Origin of the sequence: Duganella sacchari (genome assembly GCF_900143065.1) — a bacterium.
Taxonomy (GTDB): domain Bacteria; phylum Pseudomonadota; class Gammaproteobacteria; order Burkholderiales; family Burkholderiaceae_D; genus Rugamonas; species Rugamonas sacchari.
On record NZ_FRCX01000003.1, the window covers coordinates 58,414 to 71,658 of the forward strand.

At 63.8% G+C, this 13,245-nt stretch carries 10 protein-coding genes; 6 read left to right on the forward strand and 4 right to left on the reverse strand.

Translation table 11 applies throughout. The features are described from left to right. The first annotated feature begins 118 nt into the window (after positions 1 to 118). Complete coding sequence (locus BUA36_RS06705) at positions 119 to 2,692, forward strand: TonB-dependent receptor (RefSeq protein WP_072782752.1); 2,574 nt, start codon at positions 119 to 121, stop codon at positions 2,690 to 2,692. Positions 2,693 to 2,798: 106 nt separating this feature from the next. On the opposite strand, the gene BUA36_RS06710 is transcribed toward BUA36_RS06705, so the two are convergent. After that, positions 2,799 to 4,112, reverse strand: coding sequence for a hypothetical protein (locus BUA36_RS06710; protein ID WP_072782755.1), 1,314 nt, complete (start codon positions 4,110 to 4,112; stop codon positions 2,799 to 2,801). A 380-nt stretch (positions 4,113 to 4,492) separates the two neighbouring features. Between BUA36_RS06710 and BUA36_RS06715 the strand changes: the two genes are divergently transcribed. Continuing rightward, entirely contained in the window at positions 4,493 to 4,918 is a 426-nt protein-coding gene (locus BUA36_RS06715) for an organic hydroperoxide resistance protein (RefSeq protein ID WP_072782760.1), read from the forward strand. A 62-nt stretch (positions 4,919 to 4,980) separates the two neighbouring features. Further along, positions 4,981 to 5,433 (forward strand): GNAT family N-acetyltransferase, encoded by a 453-nt coding sequence (locus BUA36_RS06720; protein ID WP_072782763.1) that lies wholly within the window; start codon positions 4,981 to 4,983, stop codon positions 5,431 to 5,433. On the opposite strand, the gene BUA36_RS06725 is transcribed toward BUA36_RS06720, so the two are convergent. Both BUA36_RS06725 and BUA36_RS06730 read right to left on the reverse strand, forming a co-directional pair. Then, entirely contained in the window at positions 5,430 to 6,662 is a 1,233-nt protein-coding gene (locus BUA36_RS06725; RefSeq protein ID WP_072782766.1) for a sensor histidine kinase, read from the reverse strand. The genes BUA36_RS06720 and BUA36_RS06725 overlap by 4 nt on opposite strands. Further along, positions 6,652 to 8,010: a sigma-54-dependent transcriptional regulator gene (locus tag BUA36_RS06730; protein WP_072782769.1), complete on the reverse strand. Its 1,359-nt coding sequence runs from the start codon at positions 8,008 to 8,010 to the stop codon at positions 6,652 to 6,654. Before BUA36_RS06730 ends, BUA36_RS06725 begins: the two co-directional genes overlap by 11 nt. Before the next feature lie 158 nt (positions 8,011 to 8,168). On the opposite strand from BUA36_RS06730, the gene BUA36_RS06735 reads away from it, so the two are divergent. The 3 genes from BUA36_RS06735 to BUA36_RS06745 are packed head-to-tail and all read left to right on the forward strand — an operon-like array spanning position 8,169 to position 12,579. After that, positions 8,169 to 9,464 (forward strand): efflux RND transporter periplasmic adaptor subunit, encoded by a 1,296-nt coding sequence (locus BUA36_RS06735; RefSeq protein ID WP_229255630.1) that lies wholly within the window; start codon positions 8,169 to 8,171, stop codon positions 9,462 to 9,464. Positions 9,465 to 9,496: 32 nt separating this feature from the next. Beyond that, positions 9,497 to 10,177, forward strand: coding sequence for an ABC transporter ATP-binding protein (locus BUA36_RS06740; protein WP_072782772.1), 681 nt, complete (start codon positions 9,497 to 9,499; stop codon positions 10,175 to 10,177). Continuing rightward, a complete protein-coding gene (locus BUA36_RS06745) occupies positions 10,174 to 12,579 on the forward strand; it encodes an ABC transporter permease (protein WP_072782774.1) in 2,406 nt (801 codons plus the stop codon). Before BUA36_RS06740 ends, BUA36_RS06745 begins: the two co-directional genes overlap by 4 nt. A gap of 1 nt (position 12,580) precedes the next feature. Here BUA36_RS06745 and BUA36_RS06750 read toward each other — a convergent pair whose 3' ends face one another. After that, a complete protein-coding gene (locus BUA36_RS06750) occupies positions 12,581 to 13,243 on the reverse strand; it encodes a hypothetical protein (protein WP_072782777.1) in 663 nt (220 codons plus the stop codon). Positions 13,244 to 13,245 lie beyond the last annotated feature (2 nt).

A 13,245-nucleotide genomic window follows, 5' to 3' on the forward strand; every position in this document is an offset into this window, starting at 1 on the left:
ACTTTGTAAAACTATGCAAAATCCATATAAGCAAACAGAAAATGATTCGTTCCAGATAGAAAGATGCACCGGTATAGTGCATATACCCCTCTACCTGTCTATACAACTTACTTAATTCATGAAATATCGTACCTCTCCCCTGCTCTTTGCGCTGGCCGCCGCCTTCCCCGGCTACGCCAGTGCCGAAGACGCCGCCGCCCCTGAGCTGGAGCGCGTCGTCATTACCGGTTCCAACATCCGCGTCACCCAGAAAGAAGGCCCGAGCGCGGTCCAGGTGATTACCGCCAAGGATCTCGAAGGCACCGGCAAGACCTCGGTCGCCGACGTGCTGCGCGCGATCTCGGCCAACAGCGGCAACAGCTACAACGAACAATATACGGGCAGCTTCTCGGCTGGTACCGCCGGCCTGTCGCTGCGCGGCCTGGGCCAGCAGAACACGCTGATCCTGGTGAACGGCAAGCGCGTGTCCAGCTTCGCCACCGCGCAAGACCTGCAACAGACCTTTGTCGACCTGAATAGCCTGCCGATGGAAGCGGTGCAGCGCATCGAGGTATTGAAGGATGGCGCATCGTCCGTGTACGGCTCGGACGCGGTGGCTGGCGTGGTCAACATCATCCTGTATCAGCAATTCACCGGCACCGAAATCAAGGCACAGGTGGGCAGCTCCACCGAAGGCACCGGCCAGACCGAAAAGAACGTGGCGCTGAAAACCGGCTTTGGCGACCTGGCCACCGATGGCTACAGCGTGGTGTTCTCGGCCGACGCCATGGAGCGCGACAAGCTGCAGCAAAGCGATGTGGCCTGGCTCGCTGGCAACGACTTCCGTGGCTACAAAAACGGCTCGCTGTCGTGGACCCCGACCAACTACTACGGCACCGATCCCACCAAGCTGCTGGGCGGCGTGCAAGGTCCGCTGCAGCTGGTGCCATACGGCGACATCACCCCGGGCAAGACCGGCAATGTGCTGGCCTACAATCCGGCGCCGTACAAAACCCTGATCCCGGGCGTGAAGCGCGTGCACACTTCGCTGATGGGCACCCTGCGCCTCAATGAGGACACCGATCTCTACGCCGACCTGATGTACGGCTACTCGAGCGCGGAACAGACCTTTGGTCCGCCGCTGTCAGTTGGCACCGGCCTGCGCGCGTGGAATAACGCCACCCAGTCGCTGGACAACATCGCTGTCACGCTGCCGGTAGGCCACCCGAACAATCCAGGCAGCACCCCTGTCGGCATCAACGCCACGCTGTTCGATCTCGGCCCGCGCCTGAAGGTGGGCCGCGTAGATTTCTACCGCGCACTGACCGGCATTAAAGGCACGGCGGCCGGCTGGACCTACGACGCATCGATCGGCCGCTCCGGCAGCAAGCTCAAGGAAACGGTCGATAACTTCGTCAACCGCTACGTGTTCCAGGATGTGCTGGCCAAAGGCACGTATAACTTCGCCGACCAGTCGAAGAACAGCGACGCCTTGCGCCAGAGCCTGCGCCTGGCGACCTTGCGCCCAGCCGAATCAACGCTGACCACGCTGGACTTCTCGGCCTCGAAAGATCTGTTCGCGCTGCCGGCCGGCGATGTCGGCTTCGCGTTTGGCGGCCAGTGGCGCCGTGAGGAGATGGACTCCAACACCTCGACCGCCGTGTTGAGCGGCACCGAACTGCGCCCGGCCATCAACATCATCAAGGGCAAGCGCGATGTCTCGGCAGCCTTCGCGGAATTCAACGTCCCGGTGCGCAAGGACCTGAGTCTGAACGTGGCCGGCCGCGCCGACCACTACGACGACTTCGGCAGCGCCTTCTCGCCCAAGGCCAGCCTGCGCTACGAGCCTTACCAGTGGCTGCTGCTGCGTGGTACCGCCTCGCGCGGCTTCCGCGCCCCATCGCTGCCGGAGATTACCAACAGTACCGCCGTCAGCTACGGCAGCGTGCTCGATCCGCGCGATCCGGTCTCGCCGACCCAGGCGCGCGGCATCACCAACATCACGCGCGCCAATCCGGAACTGAAGCCAGAGCGCTCCAACAACCTGAACCTGGGGCTGGTGGTTGCACCGACCAAGGACACCAGCGTCGGCCTGGACTACTACCGCATCCGCCAGCAGGGCGTGATCGGCACCGAAAGCGCCGACACCATCATCGCCAACGAAGCAAGCGCACCGCAGAACATCGTGCGCGGCGCCGACGGCCGCATCCTGACGCTGTACCGCCAGTACGCCAACCAGGGCGAGCGCCGCGTGTCCGGTGTCGACCTCGATCTGCGCCACCGCATCGTCGGCCAGCAATGGGGTAATGTGACGCTGAACGGCCAGCTGAGCCGCGTGCTCACGTTTGAAGCGCCGCTGTCCACCGGCGAGCCGCTGACCAATGGCGCCGGCACCAACTACTTCGGCTCGATTCCGAAATGGCGCGGCGTGACCTCTGCCACCTGGGACTTGGGCAAGTGGTCCAACACGCTGACCTGGACCTATGTGGACGGTTACGAGCAAACCACGCGCAAGGGCGACACCGTGGCGCCGTTTGCCACGCTGGACCTGAACCTGGCGTATCAGGTGACCAAACAGACTGCGGTTGGCCTGACGGTACTCAACCTCGGCAACAAGCGCCCATCGTGGGATTCGTCGACCGCCTTCTTCGACTTTACCCAGGCTGATCCGCGCGGACGCTTTGCCTCGCTCAAGTTGACGCACAAGTTCTAAGCTGTCTCTGCTTGTCTCTTCTTTAGGCCCGCCTCTGTGCGGGCCTTTTTTTACGCGCGCCGACATACCGGGATAACGCTGTCGATCTGGTGTGAGCAGAGGCGGCTTATCCAAGGATCGCATAGGCGATCAGCAGCAACAGCCCCCAGACGCCATTGCTCAGCACTTCCCGCACGGACGTCACCATTTGCGCGGCGGGAAGATGGCGCCGCGCCAGGTTGAGGCGATGGGCCGAGTCGCACGCGCCTGCGACGGCAATCGCTGTCAGTATGCCCAGCGTCGGATTGGCGATACCCAGCCACAGCGGTGTGGGCATGCCCAGTAACAGCGCCGGGATCAACGCCGCCCGGCGCTTGGCGGTGCTGATCGTGGCGGGCGCCAGCGGCGACGATGACAGCAAGTCCCACGCCGCTTCGCCCGCTTCAATCAGGCGCGTCAGAATGCCGGCCAATCCCGCAGTGACATAGACGGCGATGGCCGCAATCACCAGCGGTCGCAAGCTGTCGGTGCCGGCAGCGGCAAAGGCCACCACCAGCCAGACGAACCTGGCAGCGATCTGGCCCAGGAACATGGGCTGACGCACAAGCAGCAGCCATTCCTTGTAGATCAGCAGCCACCGCAGGTCGTGACCGAAATGTAAGCGCATCCCCAACGCGAGACGCGCTATGCCGCGCGGCGAATTGCGCCCCTGCTGCAACAGGCGCAGGAAGCTGTGCTGCAGCAGCACAGCGGCCAGTTGTGCAGAGCCCAACGCCGCCAGACAAAACAGCAGCAGCGGAAGCGGACTGCCCTGCAGCGCCTGCACCGGCAGCCAGAGCGGGCTGGCCGGTCCCAGCACGGCGCCATCGTCCAGCAGGTGGGACAAGCTAGTCTTGATGGCAACCGGGATGGCTTGCTGTACCTGCGGCATATAGCACAGCCACACGATGACAACGGTCCCTAGCACTTGCGCAAACAGCGAGGTATAGCGTGGCCCGATCAGCCGCGCGAGCTGGATCACGGACATCATCCCCAGGCTTGCAGCAATCATGGCCATGGCCACCAGCCCGGGATACAACGCCAATAACCGTGGCCGGTCAGTGAGTATGCCTACATGGACGACAGGGGTGACCAGGAACAGCGCCAACAGCAACGTTCCCAGCACCACACCGCCCAGGCGCGCGCGCAGGATGGTACTGCCCGGCACGGGAGAACACAGCAGCAGATCGAGGTCGCTGCGGCTGTACATCACATGGACGCAGCGTATCATCGCGGCCGACAGCATCAGGATGAACAGCACGGCAACGACTGTGCCGTCGAGATGGCGTTGGCTGATACTTTCCGTTGGCCGCCAGAAGGGCAAGGTGGGCAGGACGTTCCACGCGGCCAGGTGCAGCACCGCATAGACCGTGACCATCCACCCCAGTACCGTCACAGGCATGGCGCGCTGGTTTCCTCTTGTAGGCACATGTACTTCAATGCCTTTAAACGATCACACCATGACCTTAACCGTCGCTGCTCCGGTTGCTCAGCAACTCTTTTTGCTGACATCTTTTTTCGACTATTTTTCCTCATTTTCGACTATTTTTCCTTTTTTTCGACTTTATTTGTACGAAACAATCAAGGGTCGAGCGCCCAGCCACATCAAAATTACATAAAAAATAGCTTGCTATTAGATCGCTCGCTATGTATAGTGGGTACATGGGCGCTGCGAACAGCGTCAGTTGTAGTAGATTAGCAAGCTGTTATACCCGAAGGTAGATAGCAAGCGATTAAATTGGCAACTAACTTAATGCGTTTCACTCACTGAAAGGAACTACCATGTCGATCGAAAAAGTACTGTACACCGCACACGCTAAAACCACCGGCGGCCGCGAAGGCCAATCCGCTTCGACGGACGGCAAACTGAGCGTCAAGCTGAGCACTCCGAAAGAACTGGGCGGCGCTGGCGGCGATGGCACCAATCCAGAACAGCTGTTTGCCTCGGGCTACGCAGCCTGCTTCATCGGCGCCATGAAATTCGTTGGCGGCCGCGACAAGATCGCCGTACCAGCGGACCTGTCGGTGGAAACCTCGGTCGGCATCGGCCCTATCCCGACCGGCTTCGGCATCCAGGTTGAGCACAAAATCTCGCTGCCAGGCCTGGACCGCGAAACCGCACAAAAACTGGTCGACGCAGCGCACATCGTCTGCCCATACTCGAACGCCACCCGTGGCAACATCGACGTTACCCTGACCATCGTCTAAGCAGGTACCCGAGTCAGCCTTCTCACATACAATCATTGCTTTGATCCCTGACGAGAGAAGCAATGATTGAGTGGCATTGGCTGGCTTTTGACGATATCCCCCGCAGCGACTGGTACGAAGTGCTGTACCAGCGCCAGCAAGTTTTCATCCTCGAACAAACCTGTCTGTATCCCGACATCGACGGCGTTGATCCGCTCTGCCATCACCTGATGGGCTGGCGCGAGATCGACGGCAAGCGCACGCTGCTGGCTTACCTGCGCTGCGTGCCCCCTGGCGTGAAGTACACCGAGATGTCGCTGGGCCGCGTGCTGACCACGCAGGCCGGCCGTGGCACCGGTGTCGGCCGCGAGCTGCTGGCGAAGGCCATCCCGCTGGCTGAGAAACTGCATCCGGGCCATGCCTTCCGCATCGGCGCGCAAGCGCATCTGGAAAAATTCTACGGTAGCTATGGCTTCAAGACCGTGACGGCGCCGTATGACGAAGACGGCATCATGCACGTTGATATGGTGCGTTAAAAAGTCAGGATGAAACGCGCACCGGCGCCGACCGGGCGCGCATAACGCACGGTGCCGCCGTTGCCGTGCACCAGATGGCGTACCATCGCCAGGCCGATGCCCCTGCCCTGTTTCTTCGTCGAGAAGAATGGGGTGAAGATGTGCGCCGCCAGCGCTTCCGGCACGCCCGGACCATTGTCGGCCACTTCGATGCGCAGCCTTCCACCACGACTCAAACGGGCGCTGACCTGGGCCTGTGCATTCACGCCCGCTGCTTCCGCGGCATTCTTGAGCAGATTAATCAGGGCCTGTTCCAGCTGGCCAGGATCTATCATCACCTCCAGCGACGCCGGCTCCACCGAGAAAGCCAGCCTGCCGCCCTGCGCCTGCCATTGCGGCTGCAGCAGCGCTTCCAGACGTTCAAACAGCGCCCGCAGCGGAATACGTTGTGGCTGCGCCTGCGGCACCGTGGACAGGCTGCGGTAACTGCCAACGAAATCCACCAGGCTGGCAGCACGCCGCGCGATGGCGTCCAGCGCGGTGTCCAGATCGGCATGGATGTCAGCGGCGAGGCTGTCCCGCACTTCATCGAGCAGGCCGCAGGCGGTGCGCGACAGCGACGCCACCGGCGTCAGCGAATTCATGATTTCATGCGTCAGCACCTGCACCAGTTCGCGCCAGGCGTTCAGGGCTTCGGCTTCCAGCTGGCTTTCCACCGGCATCAAGGCAGCGAGGCGATGGGCGCCGCCCTGCAAGGTCAGCGCGGCGACGGCGACCAGTGCGCGTTCGGCGCCACGTTCGGTGTCGAAGCTGACCAGCTGGCGATGGCCCGCCGGCTGCGCCGCCAGTAGCTGCTGCAGCGCTTGCGGCGTGCTCGCGCGGCCGGGCGCCAGCACGCGGCGCGCGCTGGCGTTGAGCGGCGCGACCGCACCAGCGCCGCTGGCGTTCTCAATCCGGAATAAGGCGATGGGCGCGTGTTCCAGCCGCGCTTCCAGTGTCAGGACGGTGTCGGCCAGCCCGCGCGGTGTTTCAACCACGGCTGCGGCGTCGTTTTCCATGCGCGGCATGCGTGGCGCAAGGCGGCGCAGGCATTGCCATACCAGGCTGGCGGGAACGATGGCCAGCAGGCCACACAGCACGATGCGGCGCGGTTCCAGCGCGGCGGACAGCAGGTCCGCCGTGGCAGTCAACGCCATCAAGCCAGCCACACCGGCCGCCACGCCCCACTTGAGCGCCGCTTCAGATGCCATGCTTGCCCAGCTTGCGGTACAGGGCTGCACGGCTGATCCCCAGCGTCTTGGCCGCGTGGCTGATGTTGCCGTTGAACTGGGCCAGCGTAGCAGCAATCGCCGTCCGCTCGATGGCGTCCAGCGTCATGTCGCCGCCTGCCGTGGCAGCCGTGGCCACCACCACTGGCTCCGCAGCGGACGCAGACACCGGCACGGCGGCGGCGAGACCAAAATCCGCCATGCTGTATTCGCCGTGCTGCCCCAGGATCACGGCGCGTTCGCAGGCGTGCCGTAAGGCCCGCACATTGCCCGGCCAATCGTGCCGCACCAGCATATCCATCGCTGCTGCGGAGATGTTGCGCGCCGGCCGGTCATACTGCTGCTGGTACAAGGTCAGATAGTGCCGCAACAGCAGCGGCACGTCCTCACGCCGCTCGCGCAACGGTGGCACGCGCAGCACAATCGTATTCAGGCGGAACAGCAAGTCCGCGCGGAATACCGATGGATCAAACAGGCGCGCCTCGTCCAGATTGGTGGCGCTGATGATGCGCACATCGACGGCCTCCGGCTTGTCGGCGCCAATCGGCGTCACCTCACGCCGCTCCAGCGCCGTCAGCAGCTTGGCCTGCGCCGCCAATGGCATATTGCCTATCTCGTCCAGGAACAGCGATCCGCCACGCGCCGCCTGAAAGCGCCCCGCCCTGTCGGCCTTCGCATCCGTGAACGATCCTTTGCGATGGCCGAACAGCTCACTTTCAAAGGTGGACTCGGGCAGCGCCCCCATATCCACCGCCAGCAGCGTGCCGACGGCGCGACGCGATGCGGCATGAATCGCGCGCGCCACCAGTTCCTTGCCGACGCCATTCTCACCCAGCACCATCACATTGGCTTCGGTTGGCGCCACGCTGGCAATCAAGGCCTTCAACTCGCGCATGGCGCGCGACTCGCCCATGAGCTCCGGTGCTCCGACCGCACCGCCACGCACGGCATCGCGGCGGGCCAGCGCCTGGTCCACGGCCGCGATCAGGCGGGTGTTATCCCAGGGCTTGGTGATGAAATCGCCAGCGCCACGCTTGAGCGCTTCCACCGCCAGCGGCACATCGGCATACGCGGTCATGGCAATCACCGCAGGCGGGCGGACCTGGGAGCGCAACAGGTCCAGCAAGGCCAGGCCTTCCGCACCGTTGATGCGGCCCGGCGTGAAGTTCAGATCCAGCAGCACCACATCCGGCACGCCGCGTGCCAGCAGCGCAGGCACGCCAGCCGGATCGCACAGCGTCGCTACCTGCGTGTAGCGGCGCCGCAGCAGCAATTGCGCGGCAGTCGCCACATCGGCATCATCATCAAGGATCAGGACATAAGAGGACATGCGGCCATTCTAGCAGCCGTGAGAACGCTGTAAACCGCCCTTTTGGACGTCTGTTCACTTGCGAACAGCACGCACTGTCCGGAAATGAACACCTGCTAGCCAACGTGGCCATAAACCCGCGTTTTCCGGGGTGGCACGGCGTTTGCAGTAAGCCCTGCATGCACATCAAAAAAAATTTCATCGACTTGCCGCCGCACAGTGGTTCGACCATGGATACCGTGGTGCCACGCCGTCGCGGCAGGCGTGCCGCCATCGTGGCTGCGGTGATCGCGGCACTACTGTGCGCAGCTGCCGCACTGTGGTACTGGACGCCGCACGGTCTGCAAATCGACGGCGCCGATCTGCGCATCGGCCAGGCCGCGCGTGGTGTGTTCCTCGATGAAGTGATCGTGCGCGCCAATGCCGAACCACTCAACTCGGTGATATTGGACGCGGTGGAATCCGGCCGCGTGGAAGAGGTCCTGGCCACCGATGGCGCGCTGGTGAAACAAGGCCAGCTGCTGTTCCGCATCTCCAACCCCCAGCGCAACCTGGAACTGCTGGCGCGCCAGTCGGAGCATGCGGTCAGCATTTTCAACCTGTCCAACCTGCGCGTATCGCAGCAGGCCAGCGCCAGCGATCACCAGCGGCGCCTGGACGACCTGCAGTTTGCGCTCGACCAGGCCAGCAAGCAGCATGCGCGCAATGCGCGGCTGGCGGTGCAGGGTTTTATCTCCAGTGTGGCGCTGGAGGAGTCGGCAGACCGTCTCGCGCAGCAGCAGCGCGCGCTCCGCCAGGAGCAGCAATCGTCTGCTGCCGAATCCAGCGTACGCGACGCCGCCGAACAACAACTGGAAAGCGCCATACAGGGCCTGAGCTCCGGCCTCAAACTGGTTTCCGCCACCGTCGATGCACTGGCGGTGCGCGCGCCGGTGGCGGGTCGCCTGACCAATTTCCGGCTGCAGGTGGGCGAGTCCATCGCCACCGGCAAAAACATCGGCCGTATCGACGATCCCGAACGCTTCAAGCTGTCCGCCAATGTGGACGAGTATTACCTGAACCGCATGGCCGTCGGCCGCCACGCCAGCGTGCAGCAGGATGGCCGCAGTTACGCCGCCGATATCCGCACCATCTACCCGCAGATCAAGGACGGCCGCTTCACCGTTGAACTGGTGTTCACGCGCGGCCAGCCGCCCGTACTCAATCCCGGCCAGAGCCTGGATGCGCGCATCACGCTGGGCGAACCTGCGCCGGCGCTGCTGCTGCCGAATGGGGCTTTCATCAGCGACAGCGGCGGCGCCTGGGTGTATGTGCTGGATGCAGCGGGCCGTCACGCCGAACGCCGCGCCATTCGCGCCGGCCGCCGCAATAACCGCCATGTCGAAATACTGGCGGGCCTGAACGCTGGCGACAAGGTCATCCTGTCCAGCTATGCGGCCTACGGAAATTCACCACGGTTGCACATTACGCAGTAACCTCTCACTACATCACCATAGGGCACATGCACATGCTTAAACTCGTCGGCGTCAGCAAAATCCATCAAGCGGGAGAAATCCAGACCACAGCGCTGGACCGTGTCGATCTGGAGATCGAGGCCGGCGAATATGTCGCCATCACCGGTCCTTCCGGCTGCGGCAAATCGACCATGCTGGGCATCCTCGGTTTGCTGGACGTTCCGACGCACGGCGAGTACTGGTTCGAAGGCCAGAACGTGGCGGGATGGAGCGAGGCGCAACTCAACAAGCTGCGGCGCGGCCGCATCGGCTTCATCTTCCAGAGCTTTAACCTGATCGAAGAACTGACCGTTTTTGAAAACGTCGAACTGGCACTGGAGTACAATGGTACGCCTGCGCGTGAACGCCGCGAGCGCGTGACGGCCATGCTGAACAAGCTGGGCGTGGGCCATCGCGCCGGCCACCGGCCGTCGCAACTGTCCGGCGGCCAGCAGCAGCGCGTGGCGATCGCACGCGCACTGGTGTCGGGTCCCGCCGTGCTGCTGGCCGACGAACCTACCGGTAACCTGGACAGCGCCCATGGCGATGAAGTCATGCGTCTGCTGCGCGACATCAACGGCGAGGGTACGACTGTCGTCATGGTCACCCACTCCCCCGACCATGCAGCACAGGCATCGCGCACCCTGAACCTGCTGGACGGCCGCGTGATGGTCGATGCGCTGCAAGCAGCATGATGCTGCGCGACTTCCGCCTCAGCTGGCGCCTGCTGCTGCGTTATCCTGTCAATACTGCGGTGGAGTTGCTGGGGCTCGCCGCAGGGTTTGCCGTGTGCTTTGTGCTGCTGGCCTTTGTGCACTATTCCTTCAGCTACGACAGCGACATTCCACAGCGTGACCAGGTCTTCCTCATCAAGCACCGCTTGAACTTCATCCCGCTGCCGCAATGGATGGAGTACACCCCGTTTGCCATACGCGAGGTCGCGCAGCAAAGCGGGCTGCCGCTGCAAGTGAGCGCGTGGTGGCCGCGCAAGGCCGTGCTGGAGCAGAACGGCAGTCCGCGTGAGATCGAGGTCACCGCCGTCGATCCGGCTTTCGAAAACATCATCGGATTGCGCACACTCGAAGGCAACCTGCAACAGGCCTTGACGCAGCCGGACGGCATGGCGTTGACACAGCAGGCGGCATGGCAGCTGTTCGGCAGCACGCAGGTGCTGGGCCGCACTGTCATCCTCAATCGCCAGCCACTGCAAGTGCGCGCGATACTGCCAGACCGTCCAGGCAACAGTACCATCCAGTTCGGTGTGCTGGTCGGCGTCAACAGCGCGCTATGGCCGGAGCGGGAACGCCAGCAGGCTTTATCCAACTGGATGGGCATTTCCGGCCGGGTCTACGTCAAGACCAGCGCCAATCCTCAGGCGCTGCAGACCGTGCTGCAAAACACGTTGGACAAGGCGCCATGGGCCAGCCTGGCCACCGCGGAAATGAAAGCCGCGCTGGGTGGACGCAAGATGGTCGATGTGGCGCTTGGCCCGCTGTCGGAGGCCTACTTCGACCGCAGCGTCGCCAATACCATGGGCACCGGTCCGCGCGGCGACATGCGCGTGGTGCTGGCGCTCGGTGCGGCGGGGCTGCTGATACTGCTGCTGGCCGTGGTCAACTACGTCAACCTGGCAACCGTACGCACCTTGCGCCGCCAGCGTGAAATCGCCGTGCGCCGGACCATGGGCGCCTCGACGTATCAACTGCTGGTGCAGTTCATGTCGGAAGCGATGTTCCTGGCAGTGAGCGCTGCGGCACTCGGCGTTCTGCTGGCGTGGCTGCTGCTGCCGCTGGCGTCCGCTCTGCTCCAGCGGCAGCTGGAGAGTGTCTGCACACCGTTATCGGTCGCTGCCTGTCTGGGTTTCGGTGCACTGGTGGGTGCGGCGGCGGGGCTGTATCCCGGCTGGCTGGCGCGTGGCATGGACATGCGCGCCACGCTGGCCCAGCGCAGTGGCGAGACAACTGGCGGTGCGTGGTTGAGGCGCGTACTGAGTGCGGTGCAGTTCAGCGCCGCGATGGGCATGGGCAGCCTGGCGCTGGCGATGCTGTGGCAAACGCAGTTTGCGACCGCCGTCCCGCCCGGCTTCGACCCGGCGCCGTTGCTGGTGGCGGAGCTGCCGCAAGATGCGCAAGAGGCTTCGATGCGCGCGTTCCAGGACGCCTTGAAGCAGTTGCATGGCATCGCCGCCATCGCCAACAGCAATGCCATTCCCGGACGCGACGACCATACCGGCACGCGTGGCAGCACCACGCTGCAGCGGGCCGACGGCAGCAGCGTTTTCATGCCGGTGCAGTTTATAGGCGCCGATTTTTTCAAGGCCTACAACCTGCAAGCGCTGGCCGGACGCTTATTCGACGGGCGCATCGACCATGCCAAGGCCGATGGCGAACACCATGTCGTCATCAACCAGGCGGCGGCACGCGCACTGGGCTGGCTGTCGGCCTCGGACGCCGTCGGCCAATATATACACGGCAGCCAGGCGCGCATCATCGGCGTCGCACCGGACCTGCGCTGGTACACGCTGCGTGAGCCCATCGGGCCGATGATGTATGAGCTGGTCGATACCAGTCCCCTGCTGACACTGCGCCTGAACGGTACGCACGACGCTGTCGCCAGCGCGGTTGCCGCCGTATGGCAGCGCTACTTCCCCGCGCATCCGCTGGCGCTGCACCCTGCCGCCAGCTACTACGCGCAAGCCTATGCGGACGATGTGCGCCTGGCGCAGCTGCTGGCCTGCGCCACTGCGGTGATACTGGTGCTGGCGGCCTGCGGTATCTACGTGCTGGCCGCGCACAGCGTACAACGGCGTGCGCGCGAAATCGTACTGCGCAAGTTGCACGGCGCCGGCCGTGCGGCGATTGCGGCGCTGGTAGGCCGCGAATTTGCCACGCTGACGGCCGTCGCCGCGCTGATCGCGTTGCCGCTGGCATGGCTGGCGATCGCGCGCTATCTGGCGCCGTTCGCGGAGCGCTCGCCGCTGGTCGGCTGGGCGCCGGTGGCGGCACTGGGCTTGGCGTTGCTGATCGTGACAGCGGCCACGGCACGCCATACGCTCAGTGCCATGCGCATGGCGCCTGTGGCGGCGCTACGCGATTAAATCAATTGGGAGATGGTGTGGGGTTGCTGGTGAACTCGGCATATTTTTTATCGCCACTGGCCATGGCAGCCTCCAGCTCCCGTTCAGTCAGGCGCGCACGCAATTGGGCGACCAGTTCCGGTGCGCCTTGCAGTTGCAGTTTCTCGGCGAAGGTGGCCCATGCATAGGATTCCACCGGATCGCTTGCCGAGAGCTTGCTGGCCAAGGTTAATGCCGGTTGTGTGGCGCCGCTCATCACGGCCTGGGTGAAATAGGCTTCTGCCTGGCGCGCCGCCGGCACGCCGTTGTCCAGCCCATGCTGGCTGGCGATGGTGTCGGGTTCGTCCCAGTACTGCTGGCCCAGTTGCAGCAGCGCGTAAATATCGCCGCGCGCGCCCATTTCCCGCAGCTTGGCCAGCGGCAGGTAAAAATATTCCTGCGGCGTGCCGTAGCCGCCTTGCGCCATGCGCTGCTCACGTAACTCGATGCGTTGCTGCGCGGCGCTGTGCACCGCGTCTGTGGTGCCGGTGAATGGCAGCGCGCGCGGGCTGCCATCGGCCACGGCACCTGCCGTGCCGGCGCCAGGAACGGGCTGCGTTGCGGTAGGCGGCGATGGCGTCAGCCACCACCAGCCTGCCGCAAACAGCGCGCTCGCCAGCGCAATGGCACGGTAGGTAAAGCGCATTG